Consider the following 22,118-nt stretch of genomic DNA (forward strand, 5'->3'; position numbering starts at 1 on the left):
TTTTTTAATCTGGTATTTATTTTATAGCATTTCTGCCGGTTTTACAAGTGTCTGTAACCTATAAAACGAATTTTTATGATAATCTGCCAAAACTTCCGGCCGCAGGGGCCCTCTTTTATGCTTTACTCTTCCTGAGATTCCTGAAAAGGTTCTTCCTTTTCGTGGGCGGGGTAAAAATAGCACTGCGGGCGGTAGCGCTGCGCAAGATACTGCATCAGCGTGCGTTCCAGCCGGGCGTCCAGTTCTTCCTGCAGCATAGGGCGCGGGTCTTCACGAGAGGCCACCACAGGGCGGCGGGCTGGGCGGCGGTTCTTCGGCAAAACGATGTGGCCGCTTTTGCGGATGACCGGACGAATCTCCGGTTTTTCCTCATCCGTTTCTTCCGCCTCATTCAGTTCTTCCAGGGACATTGGCCGCAGCGTCAACAGTGAAATCAGTGTAAATACCGCCAGTACCAGCAGCACCCACACGAGCCCCGGCGGGAACGACGCCATCCCAGCCTGCGAGGGAACCGATACCGCCGTTGCCAGCACTGCCGGCAACCCAAATGCATACAGCCGTCCGCAGGCAACGCGCCGCACGCCGGACACCATCTGTGCCATAGACTCCAGCGTGAAAAGCAGGAAAATGAGAGATACCGTATGCAGAATATTTTCCATATTAATCGCCGATTCCGCATTGACACAGAACTGCAGTACCAGCTCGCCACAGCACCATAGGCTGGGCAGAAGCGCCAGCAACGGGTGCCTATGGAAAAAATTTTGACCGCCCGCAAGGAACAGGCTGCCCTGCAGGAACAGAACCAGTCCGGCAAAAACGGCAAGCAGCGTACACACACCCGTGCCGTATGCAAATTTTGCAGTGCGGTTCAACGCCTGAAAGACAACGGATACACCCGCCAGCAGCGCGCCCGCCGCCAAACAGATAACTCCCAACAGCGTGCTGTGCGCCGGAAAACGGACAAAAGTCTTTTCCGAAAGCGCCGAAAAGAAGCAGACGGCGCCGCCGCCCAGCAGCACGGCACACAGCACCATGCTGACCGTCCCCCACGTTTCCCCTATGGAGGACTGGCACAGGCGCAGCCCAAGGGCAGCACCCATCGTCACAATAAAAGCAGCCCACGGCAGTTTTCGTTTCATGAAACAAGAACACTCCTATCGCTTATCGTTCCTCAATGGGGACATATGGCCTGCGCCGCGACAGGGACAGATACGCCGGACGCATAATGCGGCGGGCGGTTTCAATCTCTTCTATGCGGTGCGCACACCAGCCCGGCATACGGGACACCGCAAACAACGGCGTATACAGGTCCGGCGGGATATTCAGCATCTCATAGACCAGCCCGGAGTAAAAGTCCACATTCGCGCTGATGGTCTTAGTGTCACCGTGCACCTCTTCAAAAACTTTCGGTGCCAGCTTTTCCACCAGCTCAAACAGTTCAAACTTCGCCTGCATTCCCTCGTGCTGCGGCGCCAGCTTTTCCGCTTCCCGCTTCAGCATGACCGCACGCGGGTCAGACAAGGTGTATACAGCGTGCCCCATTCCATAAATCAGACCGGAATGGTCCCCAACTTCTTTATTTACGATTTTTACAAGATAATCATACACCTGGCGCTCGCTGCCCCAGTCGTCCACATGTTCCATCAGGTCGTTCATCATCATCATGACACGGTGGTTTGCGCCGCCGTGCTTGGGGCCTTTCAAGGAGCCAATGCCCGCGGCAATGGCCGAGTAAATATCTGTGCCGGACGAGGACAGCACACGCACTGCAAAGGTGGAGTTGTTGCCGCCGCTGTGCTCCGCGTGCAGCATCATGCAAAGGTCCAGCAGATGCGCTTCATCATGGGTAAACTTTCGGTCCGGCCGAATCGCATCCAAAATAGACTCCGCAACCGACTGGGTGGGGTCCACCGGGTGGAAGAACATACTCTGTTTGTCAAAGCGGCGGCGCTTCACCTGATAGGCGTAGGTCATAATGGCAGGCAGCTGCGCAATCAGCTGCAGGGACTGCCGAATGTTATTTTCCAGCGACGAGTCGTCTGGATTGTCGTCATAGGAATAAAGTGCCAGCACGGAACGCGCCAGCTTATTCATAATATTGCGGGACGGCGCTTTTAAAATCATGTCCTCCGCAAAATTTTCCGGCAGTTCCCGGTAATAGCCGAGCACCTGATGCAGTTTATTCAGCTGTGCCTGGGCAGGCAGCTGACCAAACAGCAGCAGCCACACAACCTCCTCATAGCCGAAACGGTCTGCCTTACGGCAGCCCTCCACAATCTCGGACACGTCAATGCCACGGTATGTCAGCACGCCTTGGTCCGGAACACGTATATTATCGTTAATCAGATAGCCATGCACGTTGCTGATTTTGGTGAGCCCCGCCAGCACACCGGTTCCGTCTGGATTGCGCAGCCCGCGTTTCACGCCGTATGCGGTAAAATCCTCCGACGGAATGCGGTTGCTTCTGCGTACTTCATTGCATAAATCCTGCAGCTCTTTGGAAACGAACCCCTTGCTGTCTGTCTGTTTTTCCAAAGTAATCCCCCTCTTTTGGCCTCTACAAGACATGCTGTGTCTGTATTTCCGCATATTCTTACATATTCTCAAAGTTAAATTTTACAGCAGCAGTACTTTAAAGTCAAGCGATTCAAAGGGGAAGCCTGCATATCCATGCATTTTTTCCTGCATTTTGCAGGGAGCAGTGCCCCTTCTGCCGCATTTTGGCGAAAGAATGATGCATAATTTTTGTATTTACATTGTAAAATGTACTGCCGCCGTTCTGCAAAAAATCCGGACGAACCAAATGCAAGGGAGTGGATTTTATTGAAAAAAGGGAATATATCCCTGCTCATTTTGTTTTTTGTTCTGCTTCTGGTGCTGCCCTGTCTAAGCATACAGGCAAAAAGCACCGCCGCCAGGAAACGGACACATCCGTCTGCTTCCTCAGCTGCGGCTTCTTCCCAGCCAAAACCAGCCTCTGCCGCGCCGCAGGTAAAAAAAGCGGTATCTTCGGCGGCGGCCACCCAAAAAGGCAGCCGCGTCTTTCGCATCTACGACAAAACCAGCGGAAAAGTTTTATCCGTAGCGGAACCGGAATTTCTGCGCGGCACAGTCGCGGCGGAAATGAGCCCCGACAGTCCGCAGGAAGCGCTGAAGGCACAGACGGTAGCCGCCTATACCTATTATTCCCGCCTGCGTCAGCTGCATCAGAAACAACCAGACCCCGCGCTGCAGGGCGCCGACTTTTCCTGTGAAACCGGCAAATGGAATATCTACGAAACAGAAGCACAGCGCAGGCAGCGCTGGAAAGAGGACAGCGCCAAATACAGTGCCAACTTGTCCGCTGCGGTGGACAGCGTTTACGGGCAGGTACTGCGCAGCGGAAGCGCCCTCGTCAACGCAACCTATTATGCCATCAGCAGCGGCTGCACGGAAAACGCCGCCGCGGTCTGGGGGAAAGAATATCCCTGTCTGCTGCCGGTAGCCAGTCCCGGCGACATATACGCATCCGGTTATCTGTCCACAAAGGTTCTTTCTGCTTCGCAGTTTCAAGCAGCAGCCAGCACCCTTGGCTGTACGCTGAGCGGTGATGCGTCCCACTGGGTGGGCAGCATACAGCGCACAGCTTCCGGTATGGTCTCCTCCCTGACATTGGGCGGAAAATCCGTAAAGGGCACCGACGCCCGCACCGCATTTGATCTGCGCTCCGCGAATTTTTCCATTGCTTTCGCAAACGGCTGCTTTACGTTCACGGTAAAGGGCTACGGGCATGATGTCGGTATGAGCCAGACCGGCGCCGTTTCCATGGCAAAGCAGGGCAGCACTTATCAGCAAATTCTTTCATGGTACTACCCCGGTTCCACCCTCGGCAAGCTGTAAAGGAACATCAGTCTGTAAAGAGGCGGGCATACACAAAATACGTGACACCGCTCTGTGTGGTAAAGATGCCGTTCAGTCGGGAATCCCGCAAACTGAGGGACGGCATATAGAACAGGGCCACTGCCGGAGCTTCTTCCGCCAGCCGCTTTTCCGCCGCGTGCAGGGCACTGTAACGCTGTGTGCTGCCGGCTGCGCTGCGGCGGGCACTGGTCATCTGTGCCTGGAACGTATTATCCTTCCAGCCGGTCATGCTGCCGAAGCCGTCAGAAACAAAGTTTTCCAGATACGCCGATGGGTCCTCATAGGCAGGCGTTACACGGCTGATCGTCATCTGTACGTTTCCCTTGCGGCAGTTTTGCTGATATGTTTTGCGAGGCTGTACGGAAACCGTACAGGAAATGCCGAGCTGTGTTTTCCACATCTGGGCAATGGCATTGGCAGCAGCACTGTCCAGCGAAGAAATCGGTACGGTAATGGTCAGCTGCGGGAAATTTTTTCCGCCCGCATAGCCTGCCTGTTCCAACAGTGTTCGGGCACTGGTTACATTGGCGCTGTAATCGTCTGCGGAAACTTTGTAGCAGGAACCGCCCACGGTGCGGAAGTCATTTTTTCCGCCCGCATCCACAAAACCGGTCGGCACAAACGCCGCGGCGGGCGTAAAATGCATTCCCGTAGCGGCCACCGCCAGTGTATCGCGGTCAATGGCAAGCGACAGGGCTTTTCGCACCTGTGCGTCCGAAAGGGCGTCCACTTTTGTGTTAAACTGCAGGCATTCTGTTCCCGCGGCGGATGTACTCATATCGCCGCGTTCACGGATTCGGGTGTAATACTTGACCGGCAGCGACGAAATGTAAGAGGTTTCGTTGTTGTCATAGGAAGAAAGTCGTGTCTCATCATCTTCCGACAGCATACAGGTCAGTATGGAAACATTCACCTGTGAAACATCATAATAGGTGCTGCTGCGGGCATAGATGATATTTGTTTTCACGTTCCACTGTGTCATTTTCATTGGGCCGTTGCAGATAAACGTATCTGGGCTGTGGTCCCAACTGTTGTGCGAAGCAACTATATCGCTGCGCAGCGGCATAAAGACAGGCCGCATAAGCATCTGCGGCAGGAGTTCACACGGTGACGCCAGGGTGACACGCAGTGTCTGGTCATCTAGTGCCTCCGCCCCCAGCGAGGAAACATCCGTATTGCTGCCGGACAAAATCTCCTCCCCGTTTTTAAGGTAGGCAAACAGTTCCTTCTGCTGTGCATCTGCAAGCTGAATATTTCGCCGCCAGGCATATACAAAGTCCTGTGCCTTTACCGCTGTGCCGTCTGACCAGCGGGCATCGCTGCGAAGCGTAAAAGTCCACACTTTCTTGTCCGCAGAAACAACGGCCTTTTGTGCCTGACCCAGTACAGTCTTTCCTGCGGCATTCACTTTATACAGGCCCTCAAAAGCGGCGGCGCAGTAGGCATCCGTATCCTCTGTACTGCTCAGCGCTGGGTCAAGGGACTCCGGCTCTGGACCAATGCTGATACGGACTGCCGACTGTCTGCTGGACGGTGCAGGGGATACCTGCGCCGCAGAAGCTGTTCCCGCTGACGACGCGCTCTGCCGGGACACCACAGATGAAGACTGTATGCCTGCACCTGTGCAGGCGGTCAGTGTTCCAGTCAGCAAAGCGGCCACCAGCAGAACAGCTGATATTTTGCAATTCATGAATCAGTTCCTCCAGACAACAGGACTCACGTTTCCTGTTTTTGCTTTTGTTCCGTCTGCCCGCCGGTTTGCTGCAGGCTGGCATAGCGGCAGCGCACCTGCGCCGTTGGTTCCAAAATGACACGGCCGTTGCAGCCGTCCACAATCACCTCCGCGCCGGTGTGAAGCTCGTCGAAAGCGTCGTTCAACCCCAGTACAGCCGGTTTGTGCATTCCTCTGGCAAGGATGGCGCTGTGGGCAGTGGTACTGCCGTACTGGGTAATAAAGCCGAGAATTTCGCTGCGGTTGGTCTGAGCAATCTCACTAGGCACCGCCTGTGACAGACAGAGGATAACCGGCGTGCACAGGTACGCCGGCGGCTCCGGTTCTCCTGGCTGGTCCAAGCAGCGCATCAGGCGGCGGCTAATGTCGGCCATATCTTCTGCACGGGCACGCATATATTCGCTGTCCAAATGGGAAAACATATCGTACATTTTGCGGCCGGACCGCCATACGGCATATTCAGCGCTGGTATGGTCATATAGAATGCGGTCCATAATCTCCTGCCGGAAGGTTTCATCTTCCAGCATCATAATGTGTACCTGAAAAATCATGGATTCTTCTTCGCCGATGCCTTTGCAGGCTTTTTCACAAATCTGTTCAATCTCCTGTTTGGCAGCCGCAAAGGCTGTTTCCATGCGTTTCAGTTCCTGCACGGGCTTCCGCACCGGCTGCCGGTCCAGGTGTGGACTGATTTTTTCCGCGACAAAGGCCGGACCTATGGCAATGCCGCTGGAAGCGGCTGTTCCCTGCAAAATGCGCACGCTGCTCACCTGCCTTTCGCTGTACTTCACATTTTAACTGTTTTATGCAGAATTTACAAGTTTATTTGTAAAAAGTGGCCGCTACCAAAATCGCTGCTCTCGTGCCGAAAGGTCACAGATACATCCCCTGCCGGCGCTGCCCAACACACGTATGCCGCAGGGCGGGTCCCCGCCGCGGTTTCCGGGACAGCGCAGTGCCAGCCTGCCCGTAGTGGGACACACCGCCGTGCGGCAGCAGCCGCTGCTCTCCTGCGACAAAAAGGAACACACGGGTGCCGTGCAGTGCTTCATGCCGGGAGCAGCGGCCCATTCCACAGCGGGACGCGCCCCGCTGCCCGGCACTTCACCGCCGGAAACGACAATATGCTCCGCTGAAATCGCTGTCAGCACCGGTGACAGTGCGCCGGGCAAACCATGATGCGGTACCTTCAGCAGGTAATAATCGCGATACAGCAGCGGTTCCACTTCCTCCATGGTTTCTGGTGTAGCGTCACCGGTAAAAAGCACATCGTCCGTCGAATCTTTTCCTTCCCGCACGTTCTGAAAAAGCAGGGAAGCCGCGTTGGTCTGCCGGCTGTAGGAATCCCGTGCCGTGCGGCTTTCTAAGATATTACACACTTCCTCTGCGGCAGGCAGCATGGCTAGATGCGGCACCTGTGCAGAGATACGGTCCAGCACTATCTGCGCCCGTTCCGCCGCATTTTGGCTGACGGGAATCTCTTTGCAGAATTCCAAATACTGATTGCAAAATTCATAAAAATCATCCAAAAAATTCTGCAGCAGGTTCCCCCCCGGCTGATCCGGGTCCATGACCGCCCGATGCAGCTGTTCTACAATGCGGACAAAGTCATCATCAAACGGAAAATTTTCCCGTGGAGGCCACAGGCACTCATAGGTAACAGACCCGCAGACAAAGGTGTCCCCTTGTCCCAGCGCATAGACACATCCTTGTTCTGTCCGGCGCAGGGCACGGGAAAACGCTTTCAGCGCGCTGGTGCTCACCTGTCCGCAGTACCCCTGCCGCGGCAGAAAGGCATAGGCGAACAGCGCAAATTCCAGCAAAAGCGGCAGTCCGCGTTCATCACAGGGGGAACAGGGCAAGTAGATTTCCGAAAAATAGTCCGGCTGGCAGGACAAAATATCCCACAGCCCGCAGACGTGGTCCCTGTGAAAATGAGAAAGCAAAAAAGCCCGGTACGGCACGCCGCTGTAACGCTCCGTCAGGCTCTGCTGTACATATTCCTTAAAATTTTGCCCGGAGGACAGGCAGGTATTGAGGCTGCCGCAGTCGGTCATCAACATATTCTGCCCACTGTTCAAAACAATGCATTCGCCGCAGCCTACATTATGTATATCCACCCATGCCATGGTTTACACGTCGTCCTCCCTTATAACAATCTCCGCCGGTTTACCGTCCCGGTAAGAAACACCGCTGACAAAGTGCCCATTTTGCCAAACGCCGGTGCGCACCGTTTTTCCGTCCGCCGCATGTTCCTCACAAGGACCGTTAGCGAAGCCATCTCGGAATGTGCCTGTCAGCGTACCGCCGCCGCTTAAATGCAGACACCCGTGACCGTTATAACAGTCCTGCCGCCACTGTCCCTCGTACAGGACACTGCCGCCGTAGTATTCTATGCCGCGGCCGTCCCGCAGGCCGTCCAGCCACATCCCGTAATAGGACAAACTGCCGTCCCGATTAAAGGCTGCACCGCGTCCAGTCGGTGTATTGTTTTCCCAACTGCCTACAAACAGCGAACCGTCCCGCGCACTGAAGCTGACACCCAGGCCGCTGCGCTGATTTTGATGCCAGTTTCCCGCATAGCACAGGTGGCCGGATTTATAATAGTAAGTACCGAAGCCCTCTCGTTTGTCCCCGGAAAAGCCACCCTCGTATGCAGTATGGCCATTCTGCATTTGGGTGCGTCCCTGTCCCTGCCGGCGGCCGTCCCTCAGCGGGCCAAAATACAAATAAATTTCCTTATTGCTCACTACAATCCGTCTGGCCGGACGCAGGCTGTCCGCAAGCTCCGGTTCCGGTGCGGCCGGGGCAGGTTCCGGCTGTGCCGGCGGCCGAAATACCACTGGCACCGGCACAACATCCTCTTCTATGACCGCGGGTTCGTCCGGCACCTGCGTATCGATAATGCAGTCCTCCAGCGCCGGCGGTGCGGCATCAGCCATTTCCAACAGGAGCGGGCCGTCCTCGCTCTCCACTTCCAAATCGAGCTGTGGCGCTGTGGTGTCATCCAGTACATGCTCGTTGCGGATAAACTGAAAATCAATAGGGGCTTCCGGGGCGGCGTTCCATTCTGACGGACCGGATTCACCATGCTTGTCCGCGGCGGCCTGGCGGGCATTCCGCTCCTCCGGGGTACAGTAATAAAGCATACCGTCGCTGGTATCCGCCAAAATGTCCGGCGCACCGGCCTCACTGTCCATCTGAACGCGGTCGCTGTCCGTCTGCTCTGCCAGACAGGCAACAAGGTAGCTGCGGCGGTATTTATGCAGCCGGTCATCATACCGCAGGCACAGCATTGTGTCCCCCTTTTCCGGCTCAAGCAGCAACTCCGGCCGTTTGGGATTCCCGTGGAAAAAGGAAGAGCGCACCCAGCGATGGTCCCGGTCAAAATCTGCCTTTTCGCGCAAGTCGCCGGCTTCATCACGTGTAAGAATCGCATACCCTCCGTTTTCGGTAGGCACCGCTCGCTGCAGCACCTGCCCGCCGGCGGTCAGCTCCCACTTCATGCTGTGGCGTGTCATACGGTATCTGGCCGTATCATCCATACCGAATGTATCAGAATCCACCCGCCCCTGCTGCCATGCGCCATTCTCCTCAAAATACGTCCGGCGCACCTGTGCCAGGAGCCTGCGGTCATCTTCCTGCAGGCTCCTGCTGGTGATGGCATAGAATACCCTCTCACCCAAAATGTTCCCTTCTTTCTAAAAAGGTCCTTTCCTTATTTATTTTATTATAAAAAATTCACATCTGGTATGCAAGTCTTTTTCCTTTTTTGTCTATTCTATGTGTGCAATGTACATAAAAAACCGCCGCGCGGCAAAAAACATCTGCCTCACGGCGGCGGACACAGTTACATTTTTGTGCTGACCATGTGTCCTACGTCATCCATTAGACCGGTTACAGCATGGGCGGCACGGCGCGCTTTGCGGCGTAGCCGGTGATTGTTTGCCAGTGCTTTTTCAGTCACCAATGTGGCAGCGGCACCCAGTGCAATGCCCCAGCCGATGCCGCGGAACACGCCCGCTGTGCTTTTAAACATACGAATCAACCTCCCCGTCAGGATTGCGGAAGCTATTATAACAAGCCCCATCTTCCAGTATCCCCTTTCTCGTGTCATTTATCGTGTACAAATCCTGTGAAGGCTGTATAACCCTGGCAGCTTGCACACTGGTGCTGCCTGCTGTATGATGAAGCAGTGCATCCTGCCTTATTCTTTGCGCCTTTTTCTATTTTTATCTGTTTATCGTAAAAAGAAACGGAGGTCACTTTTTTTGTATCAGCTGAATATTGTTCTGGTCGAACCGGAAATCCCGCAGAATACCGGGAATATCTCCCGCACCTGCGCCCTCACCGGCGCTCGGCTGCATTTGGTGGGGCCGCTGGGTTTTCGTACAGATGACCGCTATCTGAAACGTGCCGGTCTTGACTACTGGCACCTGCTGGACGTGTCATATTATCAGAGTTTGGAAGATTTTTTTGCAAAAAATGAAGGTCCTTTTTATTATTTTTCCACGAAAGCACGTCAGATTCATTCGGATATCCGCTACCCCGAAAAATGCTATCTCGTTTTTGGCAAGGAAAGCGCTGGCCTTCCGGAAGAACTGCTGAAAGCCAACCCGGAAAGCTGTGTACGCATTCCCATGCTCAACCACCCCGACGCCCGCAGCCTAAACCTTTCCAACAGTGCTGCTGTCGGTGCCTATGAGGTCCTGCGCCAGTGGAAATACCCGGAGCTTCTGTGTCGGGGGCAGCTGCATCGGCTGCATTGGTAGGCACTTCTGCAACTCAGTCCCCACATAATGGTACGACCACTGTGAAATTCTTGAAATACACCTGCCAGTGTTGTATAATTGCCATACATTATAGTTATGTTTTCGGTATCCCATTTTTTATTTGTATGAAAAAAGAAGTATGAAAGAAGCCATGAGATACCAAAATACGATAAAAGGAGTGTTACCCATGAATTACCTGAACAAAAAAACCGTCGAAGATATCGACGTTGCAGGCAAACGGGTCCTGGTCCGCTGTGACTTTAACGTCCCGTTTGACGATGCAGGAAATATCAGTGATACAAAGCGCATTGACGGTGCGCTTCCTACCATCAAATACCTTATTGAACACCACGCAAAGGTGATTCTGTGTTCGCATTTGGGCCGGCCGAAAGGCGAGTTCAACATGAAATACTCTCTGGTGCCGGTCGCCAAATGCCTTTCCCAGAAGCTGGGCCAGCCGGTCCAGATGGCAAAGGACGTCATCGGTGAGGATGCCAAGCGCATCGCTGCTTCCCTGAAAGACGGCGAAGTGGAACTGCTGGAGAATGTCCGCTTTCATAAGGAAGAGGAACAGAACGACCCGGCATTTGCTAAGCAGCTGGCCAGCCTTGCGGACGTTTATGTGAACGATGCCTTTGGCACCGCACATCGTGCGCACGCATCCACTGCCGGCGTTGCCAGCTATCTGCCTGCTGTGTGCGGTTTCCTGATTCAAAAAGAAATCACTGTCATGGGCAAAGCCCTGCAGGACCCGAAGCGCCCGTTCGTTGCCATTTTGGGCGGCGCAAAGGTTTCTGACAAAATCGGCGTTATTACAAACCTGCTGGACAAGGTAGACACCTTGATTATCGGCGGCGCCATGGCTTATACCTTTATGAACGCGCTGGGCTACAGTATTGGTGACTCCAAGTGTGAACCGGACAAAATTGATGTTGCTAAGGATATTATGGCCAAGGCAAAAGAGAAAAATGTAAAGTTCCTCATTCCTGTGGACAACGTGGCTGCCGACAAATATGCGGCTGACGCAGACCATAAGGTCGTTCCGTCCGACAAGATTCCGGAAGGCTGGATGGGTCTGGACATCGGCCCCAAGACACGCGAGCTGTTTGCCGGTGCTATTAAAGATGCCGGCACGGTTGTGTGGAACGGCCCGATGGGCGTTTCCGAATGGAAGGCTTTTGCCGGCGGCACTGTTGCCGTTGCACAGGCAGTCGCCAACAGTAATGCCGTGTCCATCATTGGCGGCGGCGATTCCGCAGCCGCTGTGGAAAACCTCGGCTTTGCGGACAAGATGACACATATCTCCACCGGCGGCGGTGCTTCCCTGGAGTTCCTGGAAGGAAAAGTCCTTCCAGGCATTGCCTGCCTGAATGATAAAGACTGAATCTGCCGGTAAAACCTGGGCGGGGCCTTTCGCCCCGCCTTTTTTGCAAAAATGCTCATTTTTAATAAAAGGAGACTGTAAACCATGAATAAAGCAATTCGCAAGGCGGTCATCGCTGGCAACTGGAAAATGAACAAAACGCCCGCAGAGGCAAAAGAACTCATCAACGGCATTAAGCCGCTGGTCAAGGACGCAGCCTGCGGTGTTGTGTGCTGCGTACCTTATGTGGACCTGCCTGTCGTTCTGGAAGCGGCCAAAGGTTCCAATATCGGCGTCGGCGCAGAAAACTGCCACTGGGAAAAAAGCGGTGCCTTCACCGGCGAAATTTCCGCAGAAATGCTTGCTTCTATGGGTGTGGAATATGTCATCATCGGCCATAGCGAGCGCCGCCAGTATTTCGGCGAAACCAACGAAACCGTCAACAAGCGCATCCGCGCCGCACTGGACGCCGGCCTGCGCGTAATCCTGTGCGTCGGCGAAAGCCTGCAGCAGCGTGAGCAGGGTGTCACCAGCGAACTGGTCGCCATGCAGACAAAAATCGCGCTGGACGGCGTAACAAAGGACGAGCTTGCTCACATCATCATCGCCTATGAGCCTATCTGGGCCATCGGCACCGGCAAAACCGCAACCAGCGAACAGGCAAACGAAGTCTGCCACACAATCCGCGCAACGGTTGCCTCCCTGTATGACCAGAAGGCTGCCGATGCCCTGACTGTTCAGTACGGCGGTTCCATGAAGCCCGGCAATGCCGCTGACCTGCTGGCACAGCCAGACGTGGACGGTGGACTGATTGGCGGCGCTTCTCTGAAGCCGCAGGATTTCGCCGCAATTGTCAAAGCTGCCAGCGAAGGCTGAACGTTTCTGGAAGATAAATTTTTCTGACTGATTTAAAGGGGTATTGATAGAATGGCAAAAAAGCCTACTATTTTAATCATTATGGATGGTTTCGGCATTGCGCCCCCAGAGGGCAACGCCATTGCCGCCGCCAAAAAGCCTAATCTTGACCGTCTGTTTGCGGAAAATCCGCATACACAGATTGGTGCCTCCGGGCTGGACGTTGGCCTGCCGGATGGCCAGATGGGCAACAGCGAAGTCGGCCACACCAACATCGGTGCCGGCCGCATTGTATACCAGGAGCTTACCCGTATCAGCAAAGCTATCAGCGACGGCAGCTTCTACAGCAATCCCGCGTTCCAAAAAGCAGTGGATAACTGCAAAAAGAATAACAGCGCCCTGCACATTTTCGGCCTGCTGTCCACCGGCGGCGTACACAGCCACCTGACGCATATCCTTGCGCTGGTGGAACTTGCCAAGCGCGCCGGCCTGCAGAAAGTTTATCTGCACGCTTTTCTGGACGGCCGTGACGAGCCGCCGAAGTCCGGCAAGGGGTTTGTCCAACAATGTGAGGCAGAGCTTAAAAAAATCGGTGTCGGCGAAATTGCCACCGTTTCCGGCCGGTATTATGCCATGGACCGTGACAAAAACTGGGACCGCCTGGAAAAAGCCTACAACGTCATTGTCCTTGGGGAAGGCAAAACTGCCGCTTCCGCAGAGGAAGCCGTACAGAATTCCTATGACAAAGACACAACCGATGAATTCGTCCTGCCGACCGTTGTCCGCAGTGAAGGTCTGGTCCGGCCGAACGATTCCATCATCTTCGCAAACTTCCGTCCTGACCGTGCCCGTCAGATTACCCGTGCCTTTGTGGACCCGGAATTCAACGGCTTCGCACGCCGGAACGGATGCTTCCCCGTCACTTTTGTCACCATGGCGCAGTATGATGCCCAAATGCCGAATGTGACCGTTGCGTTCCCGCCGGAAAAGCTGACAAACACCCTGGGTGAGTATATCTCCAACCTTGGCATGAAACAGCTGCGCATTGCGGAAACGGAAAAATACGCACACGTCACATTCTTCTTTAACGGCGGTGTGGAACAGCCATATGCCGGTGAGGACCGCATTCTTGTTAAGTCACCGAAGGTTGCTACTTATGATATGCAGCCGGAAATGAGCGCACCGGAAGTCACCACAAAACTGGTGGATGCCATTCATTCCGGCAAATATGACATGATTATCCTCAACTTTGCGAACTGCGACATGGTTGGCCACACCGGCGTGTTCGGTGCGGCAGTAAAAGCTGTGGAAACAGTGGACAACTGTGTTGGCAAAGTAACTGATGCCATCGCCGACATGGGCGGTGTGGCACTGATTACAGCCGACCACGGCAACGCCGACAAAATGGTCGATAAAAATGACAAGCCCTTTACCGCACACACGACCAATCCCGTCCCGTTCTGCGTGGTGGGCTATCCCTGCCAGCTGCGGGAGGGCGGCCATCTGGCGGACATTGCCCCCACCATGCTGCAGATTATGGGCCTGAAGCAGCCGTCCGAAATGACGGGCAAGAGCCTGATTCGCTGATTTTCCGTATGTATTTTTTAAGCGCCTGCGAAAGACAGTTCCTGTGTCTCGCGGGCGCTTTTTTCATACTGCTTCCATAGACCGCCGGAAATATTTGCAACTGTTCGCTGCCTGTGCCATAATAGAATTATAAATTGTTGTGAACCGCCGCAGGGAGGAAATAGAATGGAAATTGAACGAAAATGGCTGATGACACAAAAACCCGTGGGCCTGCCCGTTTTGGATACGGTCACGCAGTATCAGGGATATCTCTGCACCCATCCGGCCGTGCGTATTCGCCGGACACACAGCAAAGACGGGGATTCCTATCGGCTGTGCATCAAGGGCAAAGGCACGCTGGTGCGGGAAGAAGTGGAGCTGGACTTACCCGCGGAAAAATACGAGGCACTTGCCCGCCTGCTCACGAAACCACTTATCCGAAAGGATTTTACTGCTTTTTCCCTGCCGGGCGGCTTAATACTGGAGTACAGCGATGTAGACATTGGCCTGCCCAGCGCTTTTTCGTACGCCGAAGTGGAATTCAGCAGCGTTGCGGAGGCACGGGCGTTTGTACCGCCAGCCTGTCTGGGACGTGAAGTAACCGAGGAACCCGGCTGGACCATGTCCGATTATTGGGACCGCCGCGCCCCCGCCGCGGACTGAAACGACCGGTTGATGCCGGAGAAGGGAACGACTATGCGTTTTATCGACTTACACTGTGATACATTGGGCACCTGTGTGGCGCGCTCCGGCGGAAAAGTACGGCTGGCAGAGAACAGCTGTCAGCTTGATTTAAAACGTCTGAAAGCCGCCGGCAGCATGGCACAGGTATTTGCCGCCTTTCTGCCCACCCATGACACCGCCAAAGAGGACGGCATCACCTTGGGTCCGCAGGACCTGTTCGACCAAATCTACGCCTGCTACCAAAAAGAGCTGCGCATAAACCGCGATACACTGGCACCGGCACTGTCCGGTGAAGATATTCTAAAAAATGACCGGGCAGGGCGGCTGTCCGCCATTCTCGGCGTAGAGGACTGTGTGCTGCTGGATGGCAGCCTGCGGCGGATTGCCTCCCTGTACAAAAAGGGAGTGCGGGTGATGACACTGACGTGGTGGTATGAAAACAGCCTTGGCTACCCCTGCAGCCCTATCCCCGCGGACACAGCCCGTGGACTGAAACCATTCGGCAAAAAGGCAGTACGCAGAATGCAGGAACTCGGCATTTTAGTGGATGTTTCTCATCTGTCGGACGGTGGTTTTTACGACGTTGCTTCCCTTTCGCAGGAATTGCACGTTCCGTTTGCCGCCACCCACTCCTGCGCACGGACACTCTGCCAGCACCCGCGCAACCTGACCGACGATATGCTCCGCATAATTGGCGAAACCGGCTCGGTATGCGGCATCAACTTCTGCGCGGAATTTTTGAACGGACGCAGCGGCAAATACACCCGCATTGACGACATTGTGCAGTGTGCGCGCTATATCCGTGACAAAGCCGGCATAGACGCGCTGGCCATCGGCTCGGACTTTGACGGCATTGACTCCACGCTGGAGTTCGGCGACTGCGCCGGTCTGCCAAAGCTCGCCGACGCGCTGGCCATGTACTTTCCGGCGGACGAGGTGGAAAAAATCTGCTGGAAAAACGCGCTGCGTGTATTAACGGATGCCCTGAAAGGCACTGCACACCGCAAATAACCGCCATTTGCATTTTTTATACATTCCTTCTATAATAGGTACTGCCCGCCGAAAGGCAGCGGTCCGTCGTGAGTTCCGGACCTAAAAGATTTACTAGGGCCGGATTTCCTCTGCGTGTCCGGCCTACTGGAGGAATGTGAATATGCAGAAAGAAGTAAAACCTGTGCTGTACCTTGCACAGGCAGGCGTCATCGCCGCACTTTACGTTGTCCTTACTTTTTTGGCAAATGCGATGGGCATCGGTTCCATGGCCATCCAGTTCCGTTTCAGTGAACTGCTGACTATTTTGCCGGTCCTAACGCCCGCCGCTGTACCTGGGCTGGCTGTTGGCTGCTTTATCGGCAATCTTTCCAGCCCGCTCGGCCCGGTGGACTGGATATTCGGCACAGCCGCCACCCTTTTCGGGGCACTGCTAACACGCGCCCTGCGGAATGTCCGCTGGAAAGGCCTGCCTGTTGCTGCCTCACTGATGCCGGTTGTGTGCAACGCCGCCATCATTGCGCTGGAAATTTCCTGCCTTGCCGGACCGAACTTTTCTTTTGCCAACTTCAGCCTGCCGCTGTTTTTCAGCGGCATGGCAACGGTCGGCATTGGGGAATTGGTAATGTGCACCGGCGGTGGACTGCTCCTGTTCCATGTACTGGAGCGTTCCCATGCCACACAGCACCTTTTTCAGGCACAGTAAAAACCACAAAATATCAAATTTTCAATTAGAACTCATCATGAAGCGGCCGCATTGCCCACACAGAAATGCTGTGGGCAATGCGGCCGTTTTGTATTGTATATTTTTTACGGATTACTTTCCTTCGGCGAAGCCTCTCGGGTAATCAGGATACGCACAATGCGCCGGTCCTGAATCCGCAGGGCCGTCAGGCACAGCTTCCCGCAGCGAACCGTGGGGTGCTCCTCTGCCTGTGGAATGCGTCCCAGTCGCTCCACCATCAGACCGGCCAGCGTGTCATAGTCCCCTTTGGGCAGTGAAATGCCGGTCATGTCCTCCGCGTCTTCCACTAACAGCGCGCCGTCAACGGACCAGCGGTTTGGTCCGTCCGGCACGACCTCCTCTTCTTCCCGGTCGTACTCGTCCTGAATATTGCCGACAATGGATTCCAGCAGGTCCTCCAATGTAATCAATCCCTCGGTGCCGCCGAACTCATCCACAATAATGGCAATTTGCCGGTGCTGTGCGGTCATTTGCTGAAACAGCCGGCTGCAGATCTGTGTTTCCGGCACAAAAGCTGCCGGACGCATCAGGTCCGTCAGCCGCACCGGCTGTGGCGGCTTCCCCACAAACGGAAGCAAATCTTTGACATACAGGAAACCGAGAATGTTATCCAAATCCTCATGATAAACCGGAATACGGGAAAACCCCTGGTCCATGGAAAGATGCACCACGTCCTGCAGAGTATCTGTATCTTCCACCGCCGCAATTTCCGTGCGGTGCGTCATCATTTCAGAAACCGGACTGTCATCAAAATCCAGTACATTGGAAATCATATCTTTTTCCGTTTCCTCAATGACGCCGTGTTCCTCCCCCTCATCTACCAGCAGGCGAATTTCCTCTTCCGTAACTGCCTCCCGTCCCTCTTTGTCGGGGCGAATACCAAACAGGCGCAGGACTAGGTTTGTGCTGGCGGTCAGCAGATGGACCAACGGCGTAAAAAAGGAAGCCAATCCATTAAGGATGCCCGCAAAGCGGAATGCAATGCTTTCCGCGCGGTGAATCGCCAGCTGTTTCGGCACCAATTCCCCCAGTACCAAAGAAAAATAGGAGAGAATCAGCGTAATCAGCACCGAGGCTACTGCCTGCAGTGCCGAATGCGGCAGGCCTGTCCAGCGGAGCGCACCGGCCAGCATGGAACCGAAACTTTGTGAAGCCGCCGCACTGGACAGAAACCCTGCCAGCGTCACGCCGACCTGAATGGTCGCCAGGAAGCGGTTTGAGTCCTTTGTAAGCTTCTCCAGCTCAGCGGCTTTCCGGTCACCGCTCTCCGCCATGCGGCGGACTTTGCTTTTGTTCAGCATAAGCACCGCAATCTCTGCGGCAGAAAAAAAGGCGTTTATTAGGATAAGGACAGCCAGCAAAAGCAGGCTGTTCCACGGAAAAGCCGTAGTATCGGCAGGGTCAGGAGGCATAAAATCAGATTTCCCTTTCTTTATAGACAAAAACAATGTATAATAGAGTTTGTACATCAATTGGCCGCTGATTCGCCCGCAAAGGACGTCGGCATCCAGCTTTTTTCCATTTTACAGCATGACTTCTCGTGCTGTCAACCTACCGGAATGCGTTTTTTCGCTAAAAAGGTAGCACCTATTTCTTCATTTGGGCTGCCTCAGGCGGCGGAAACATACAATATTGCTAAAAATCTTTTTGAGTTTGGCCATTATACTTTACACAGCGCAAAATTCGTGTTAGAATTTGTGTTGGAAGTACATAAACCACTCTATCGTACTCCAGTGGGCAATCGATAATTTCCAAAAGGAGGAATTATTTATCATGGATTCCAGAAAAAAGCAAACCATGGATGGCAACACTGCTGCTGCACATGTAGCATACGCCTATACTGACGTAGCCGCCATCTATCCCATTACCCCATCTTCCCCTATGGCAGACACTGTTGACCAGTGGTCTGCTGCTGGCCGGGAGAACATCTTCGACAACCAGGTCAAGGTTGTGGAGATGGAGTCTGAGGCAGGCGCTGCCGGTGCCGTTCACGGCTCTCTCGGCGCTGGTGCTATCACCACTACGTTCACCGCTTCTCAGGGCCTTCTGCTGATGATTCCGAACCTGTACAAGATTGCAGCTGAACAGCTCCCCTGCGTCATCGACGTAGCAGCTCGTACCGTAGCTGCCCAGTCTCTGAACATCTTCGGTGACCACAGCGATGTTATGGCGTGCCGCCAGACCGGCTGCGCTATGCTGGCTGAAGGTTCCGTTCAGGAAGTTATGGACCTGTCCCCGGTTGCACATCTGTCCACAATCGAAGGCCATGTTCCGTTCATCAACTTCTTCGACGGCTTCCGTACTTCCCACGAACAGCAGAAGATTCGCAAGTGGGATTACGAAGACCTGAAAGATATGTGCGACATGGATGCTATCGACAACTTCCGTAAGGAAGCGCTGAATCCAGAGCATCCGAAGATGCGTGGTTCTCACGAAAACGGCGATGTCTTCTTCCAGCATCGTGAGGCCTGCAACCCTGTATATAACGCTCTGCCTGCTATCGTTAAGAAATATATGGGCAAGATTAACGAAAAACTGGGCACCGATTATGACCTGTTCAACTACTACGGCGCACCGGACGCTGACCGCGTCATCATTGCTATGGGTTCCATCTGCGATGTTGCTGACGAAGTCATCGACTATCTGACCGCTAAGGGCGAAAAAGTCGGTATCATCAAGGTTCGCCTGTATCGTCCTTGGGTTTCCTCCGCTCTGCTGAAGGTTATCCCGAAGACAGCTAAGAAGATTGCTGTACTTGACCGCACCAAGGAGCCCGGTGCTTTGGGCGAGCCGCTGTACCTGGATGTTGCTACTACCCTGCGTGAAGCCGGCATGAACGACGTTGTCCTGACTGGCGGCCGCTACGGCCTGGGCAGTAAGGACACACCGCCGTCGTCCGTATTCGCTGTGTATACTGAGCTGGCTAAAGAGAATCCGCGTCCGCGCTTCACTCTTGGCATCAACGATGATGTTACTCATCTGTCTCTGCCGGAAGTTAAGCCTGCTCCGATTACCTCTGCCCCTGGCACCAAAGAGTGCAAGTTCTGGGGTCTCGGCGGCGACGGTACTGTCGGTGCAAACAAGAACTCCGTCAAGATTATCGGCGATCATACCGACAAGTATGTTCAGGCATACTTCCAGTATGACTCCAAGAAGACCGGCGGCGTAACCATCAGCCATCTGCGCTTCGGCGACAAGCCGATTCACAGCCCCTACTACATCAGCCAGGCTGATTTCGTTGCCTGCCATAACCCGTCTTATGTCAACCAGGGCATGAAGATGGTACAGGATGTCAAGCCGGGCGGCGTCTTCATGATTAACTGCCAGTGGTCTGACGAAGAGCTGGCCCATCATCTGAACGCCGAAGCAAAGAAGTATATTGCTGACAACAACATTCAGCTGTACACAATCAATGCTATCGATAAAGCTATCGAAATCGGCATGGGCAAGCGCACCAACACCATCCTGCAGTCCGCATTCTTCAAGCTGGCTAACGTCATGCCGATTGATGACGCTGTCGATTTCATGAAGCAGGCTGCTCAGAAGTCCTACGGCAAGAAGGGCCAGAATGTTGTTGAGATGAACTGGAAGGCTATTGATGCCGGCGTTGACGCTGTACACAAGGTTGACGTTCCAGCTTCTTGGTCTAACCCTGAAGCTGACCCGGCTCCGAAGGCTTTGAAGGGCCGTCCGGAACTGGTCAAGCAGGTCCGCGAGATTATGGAGCCTATCGCCCGTATGGACGGCGACTCTCTGCCGGTTTCCGCCTTTGTTGCAAATGCAAACGGCGAATGGGAACAGGGCGCTTCCGCTTACGAGAAGCGCGGTACTGCTGTCAGCGTACCTGAGTGGGATGCTGCTAAGTGTGTTGGCTGCAACCAGTGTTCATTTGTTTGCTCTCATGCTACGATCCGTCCGTTCCAGCTGACCGCTGACGAGCTGGCTGCTGCCCCGGCACAGACAAAGAGCCGCGACAACAAGCCTGCAAACGAGTACAAGTTTGTCATGAGTGTTTCCCCGCTGGACTGCATGGGCTGCGGCGAATGTGTCACTGTCTGCCCGACCGGCGCTATCACAATGAAGCCTCAGGCAAGCCAGGCCGACCAGCAGGCAGTCTTCGACTACTGCGTTGCCAACATCTCCAAGAAGCCGAGCAAGTTCGGGGACAACACGGTCATTGGTTCTCAGTTCAACCAGCCGCTGCTTGAGTTCTCCGGTTCCTGCGCAGGCTGCGCCGAGACCTCTTATGCACGCCTCATCACACAGCTGTTCGGCGAGAAGATGTTCATCTCCAACGCCACCGGCTGCTCCTCCATTTGGGGTGGTACTGCTTCCATCTCTCCGTATACCGTCAACAAAGATTCCGGCCATGGCCCTGCATGGGTTAACTCCCTGTTCGAGGATAACGCAGAGCACGGCCTGGGCATTGAAGTCGGCCTGAAGACCGTTCGTGAGAACCTCATTAAGCGCATCACCAAGGTCGCTGAATCCGACAAGGCATCCGCTGAAATGAAGGCTGCTTACAAGAAGTTCATGGATACTAAGGACAGCACAAAGGCAAACGACGAACCTGCAAAGGCCCTCATCGCAGAGCTGGAGAAGGCCGCTGCTGCTGGCTGTGAAGACTCCAAGGCTATCCTGAAAGAAAAACAGTTCATTGCTAAGAAATCCGTTTGGATCTTCGGCGGCGACGGATGGGCCTATGATATCGGCTACGGCGGACTGGACCATGTTCTGGCTTCCGGCGAAGATGTCAATGTCATGGTCTTCGATACTGAAATGTATTCCAACACCGGCGGACAGGCTTCCAAGGCTTCCAACATTGGTGAGGTTTGCCAGTTTGCTGCTTCCGGTAAGGAAATGAAGAAGAAGAGCCTGTCTGAGATGTGCATGACTTACGGCTACATCTATGTCGCTCAGATTGCTCTGGGTGCTAACCCGGCACAGGCTGTTAAGGCCATTGCTGAGGCTGAGGCTTATCCGGGTCCGTCCCTCATTATCGGCTATGCTCCCTGCGAGCTGCACGGTGTTAAGGGCGGCCTGATGAACTGCCAGAACGAAATGAAGAAGGCTGTTCAGGCTGGTTACTGGAATCTGTTCACATTCAACCCGGCATTGAAGGCAGAGGGTAAGAACCCGTTCACCCTGACTTCCAAGGCTGGCGATACTTCCAAGTATCAGGACTTCCTGGCCAACGAAACTCGTTACAGCCGTCTGAATCGTGCATTCCCGGACCGTGCAAAGGATTTGTTTGCACGCAACCAGAAGGCTGCTGAGGACCGTTACAATCATCTGACAAAGCTGATTGACCTGTACAAGTAATTTTCCCGCTTTGGAAAATTGCCGTTCTCTCCTCCTTTCTCTGCTGTTTCAACAGAAAAAGTAAGTGAGAATTATAGGCAGGAAAACTTCATAGAAAGTTTTACCGCCCCGTTTATCTGCAAAGGTAAGCGGGGCGGTTTTTGTCTAAAATGGAAAATCCGAGAAAAATTAAATTTCGTCATCTTTTTT

Annotated in this window: 17 protein-coding genes; 9 read left to right on the forward strand and 8 right to left on the reverse strand. The window is 54.1% G+C overall.

All coding sequences use genetic code 11. The annotated features are described in order from the left end of the window. Window positions 1–122: 122 nt before the first annotated feature. Both ACIHKT_RS08555 and ACIHKT_RS08560 read right to left on the reverse strand, forming a co-directional pair. Window positions 123–1,139 (reverse strand): hypothetical protein, encoded by a 1,017-nt coding sequence (locus tag ACIHKT_RS08555; RefSeq protein ID WP_086036577.1) that lies wholly within the window; start codon window positions 1,137–1,139, stop codon window positions 123–125. Window positions 1,140–1,161: 22 nt separating this feature from the next. Then, entirely contained in the window at window positions 1,162–2,535 is a 1,374-nt protein-coding gene (locus ACIHKT_RS08560) for a citrate/2-methylcitrate synthase (protein WP_236849709.1), read from the reverse strand. 288 nt (window positions 2,536–2,823) lie between these two features. Here ACIHKT_RS08560 and spoIID point away from each other — a divergent pair, with 288 nt between their 5' ends. Beyond that, window positions 2,824–3,879, forward strand: a complete 1,056-nt coding sequence (gene spoIID / locus ACIHKT_RS08565; RefSeq protein WP_236849708.1) for a stage II sporulation protein D — start codon at window positions 2,824–2,826, stop codon at window positions 3,877–3,879. A gap of 7 nt (window positions 3,880–3,886) precedes the next feature. Here the strand turns inward: spoIID and ACIHKT_RS08570 are convergent, their stop codons facing one another. From ACIHKT_RS08570 to ACIHKT_RS08590, 5 genes are all read right to left on the reverse strand, one after another. Continuing rightward, window positions 3,887–5,590, reverse strand: a complete 1,704-nt coding sequence (locus ACIHKT_RS08570; protein WP_174403039.1) for a peptide ABC transporter substrate-binding protein — start codon at window positions 5,588–5,590, stop codon at window positions 3,887–3,889. A 26-nt stretch (window positions 5,591–5,616) separates the two neighbouring features. Then, window positions 5,617–6,393 carry a phosphoenolpyruvate-utilizing N-terminal domain-containing protein gene (locus tag ACIHKT_RS08575; protein WP_174192777.1) on the reverse strand — a complete coding sequence of 259 codons (777 nt, stop codon included), beginning with the start codon at window positions 6,391–6,393 and terminating at the stop codon, window positions 5,617–5,619. Between the two features lie 81 nt (window positions 6,394–6,474). Then, window positions 6,475–7,761, reverse strand: coding sequence for a hypothetical protein (locus tag ACIHKT_RS08580; RefSeq protein WP_086036582.1), 1,287 nt, complete (start codon window positions 7,759–7,761; stop codon window positions 6,475–6,477). A 3-nt stretch (window positions 7,762–7,764) separates the two neighbouring features. Next, window positions 7,765–9,318, reverse strand: coding sequence for a hypothetical protein (locus tag ACIHKT_RS08585; RefSeq protein WP_404352322.1), 1,554 nt, complete (start codon window positions 9,316–9,318; stop codon window positions 7,765–7,767). A gap of 164 nt (window positions 9,319–9,482) precedes the next feature. After that, window positions 9,483–9,671 (reverse strand): hypothetical protein, encoded by a 189-nt coding sequence (locus tag ACIHKT_RS08590; RefSeq protein ID WP_086036584.1) that lies wholly within the window; start codon window positions 9,669–9,671, stop codon window positions 9,483–9,485. Window positions 9,672–9,903: 232 nt separating this feature from the next. Between ACIHKT_RS08590 and ACIHKT_RS08595 the strand changes: the two genes are divergently transcribed. The 7 genes from ACIHKT_RS08595 to ACIHKT_RS08625 all read left to right on the forward strand — a co-directional run bounded on the left by ACIHKT_RS08595 (window position 9,904) and on the right by ACIHKT_RS08625 (window position 16,568). Beyond that, a complete protein-coding gene (locus tag ACIHKT_RS08595; protein WP_086036585.1) occupies window positions 9,904–10,404 on the forward strand; it encodes a tRNA (cytidine(34)-2'-O)-methyltransferase in 501 nt (166 codons plus the stop codon). A gap of 187 nt (window positions 10,405–10,591) precedes the next feature. Beyond that, window positions 10,592–11,788, forward strand: coding sequence for a phosphoglycerate kinase (locus tag ACIHKT_RS08600; protein WP_086036586.1), 1,197 nt, complete (start codon window positions 10,592–10,594; stop codon window positions 11,786–11,788). A gap of 84 nt (window positions 11,789–11,872) precedes the next feature. Further along, entirely contained in the window at window positions 11,873–12,643 is a 771-nt protein-coding gene (gene tpiA, locus ACIHKT_RS08605) for a triose-phosphate isomerase (protein WP_174192772.1), read from the forward strand. A 51-nt stretch (window positions 12,644–12,694) separates the two neighbouring features. Next, window positions 12,695–14,209: a 2,3-bisphosphoglycerate-independent phosphoglycerate mutase gene (gene gpmI / locus ACIHKT_RS08610; protein ID WP_086036588.1), complete on the forward strand. Its 1,515-nt coding sequence runs from the start codon at window positions 12,695–12,697 to the stop codon at window positions 14,207–14,209. Window positions 14,210–14,374: 165 nt separating this feature from the next. Beyond that, window positions 14,375–14,851, forward strand: a complete 477-nt coding sequence (locus tag ACIHKT_RS08615; protein WP_086036589.1) for a CYTH domain-containing protein — start codon at window positions 14,375–14,377, stop codon at window positions 14,849–14,851. Window positions 14,852–14,884: 33 nt separating this feature from the next. After that, the gene (locus ACIHKT_RS08620) at window positions 14,885–15,883 is read left to right on the forward strand and encodes a dipeptidase (RefSeq protein ID WP_157658992.1); all 999 of its coding nucleotides are present in this window, start codon (window positions 14,885–14,887) and stop codon (window positions 15,881–15,883) included. A gap of 142 nt (window positions 15,884–16,025) precedes the next feature. Beyond that, window positions 16,026–16,568, forward strand: a complete 543-nt coding sequence (locus ACIHKT_RS08625) for a QueT transporter family protein (RefSeq protein WP_086036591.1) — start codon at window positions 16,026–16,028, stop codon at window positions 16,566–16,568. A gap of 104 nt (window positions 16,569–16,672) precedes the next feature. Here the strand turns inward: ACIHKT_RS08625 and ACIHKT_RS08630 are convergent, their stop codons facing one another. Further along, a complete protein-coding gene (locus ACIHKT_RS08630) occupies window positions 16,673–18,019 on the reverse strand; it encodes a hemolysin family protein (protein WP_086036592.1) in 1,347 nt (448 codons plus the stop codon). A gap of 361 nt (window positions 18,020–18,380) precedes the next feature. On the opposite strand from ACIHKT_RS08630, the gene nifJ reads away from it, so the two are divergent. After that, window positions 18,381–21,929, forward strand: coding sequence for a pyruvate:ferredoxin (flavodoxin) oxidoreductase (nifJ, locus tag ACIHKT_RS08635; RefSeq protein WP_236849707.1), 3,549 nt, complete (start codon window positions 18,381–18,383; stop codon window positions 21,927–21,929). Window positions 21,930–22,118: the final 189 nt, after the last annotated feature.

Origin of the sequence: Caproicibacterium sp. XB2 (genome assembly GCF_044880635.1) — a bacterium.
GTDB classification, from domain to species: Bacteria; Bacillota; Clostridia; order Oscillospirales; family Acutalibacteraceae; genus Caproicibacterium; species Caproicibacterium lactatifermentans.

Coding starts and splice junctions, on each gene's coding strand:
- ACIHKT_RS08555 (WP_086036577.1), bottom strand. CDS start 1,139: ATGAAACGAAAACTGCCGTGGGCTGCTTTTATTGTGACGATGGGTGCT.
- ACIHKT_RS08570 (WP_174403039.1), bottom strand. CDS start 5,590: ATGAATTGCAAAATATCAGCTGTTCTGCTGGTGGCCGCTTTGCTGACT.
- ACIHKT_RS08580 (WP_086036582.1), bottom strand. CDS start 7,761: ATGGCATGGGTGGATATACATAATGTAGGCTGCGGCGAATGCATTGTT.
- ACIHKT_RS08590 (WP_086036584.1), bottom strand. CDS start 9,671: ATGTTTAAAAGCACAGCGGGCGTGTTCCGCGGCATCGGCTGGGGCATT.
- ACIHKT_RS08600 (WP_086036586.1), top strand. CDS start 10,592: ATGAATTACCTGAACAAAAAAACCGTCGAAGATATCGACGTTGCAGGC.
- tpiA (WP_174192772.1), top strand. CDS start 11,873: ATGAATAAAGCAATTCGCAAGGCGGTCATCGCTGGCAACTGGAAAATG.
- gpmI (WP_086036588.1), top strand. CDS start 12,695: ATGGCAAAAAAGCCTACTATTTTAATCATTATGGATGGTTTCGGCATT.
- ACIHKT_RS08615 (WP_086036589.1), top strand. CDS start 14,375: ATGGAAATTGAACGAAAATGGCTGATGACACAAAAACCCGTGGGCCTG.
- ACIHKT_RS08620 (WP_157658992.1), top strand. CDS start 14,885: ATGCGTTTTATCGACTTACACTGTGATACATTGGGCACCTGTGTGGCG.
- ACIHKT_RS08625 (WP_086036591.1), top strand. CDS start 16,026: ATGCAGAAAGAAGTAAAACCTGTGCTGTACCTTGCACAGGCAGGCGTC.
- ACIHKT_RS08630 (WP_086036592.1), bottom strand. CDS start 18,019: ATGCCTCCTGACCCTGCCGATACTACGGCTTTTCCGTGGAACAGCCTG.
- nifJ (WP_236849707.1), top strand. CDS start 18,381: ATGGATTCCAGAAAAAAGCAAACCATGGATGGCAACACTGCTGCTGCA.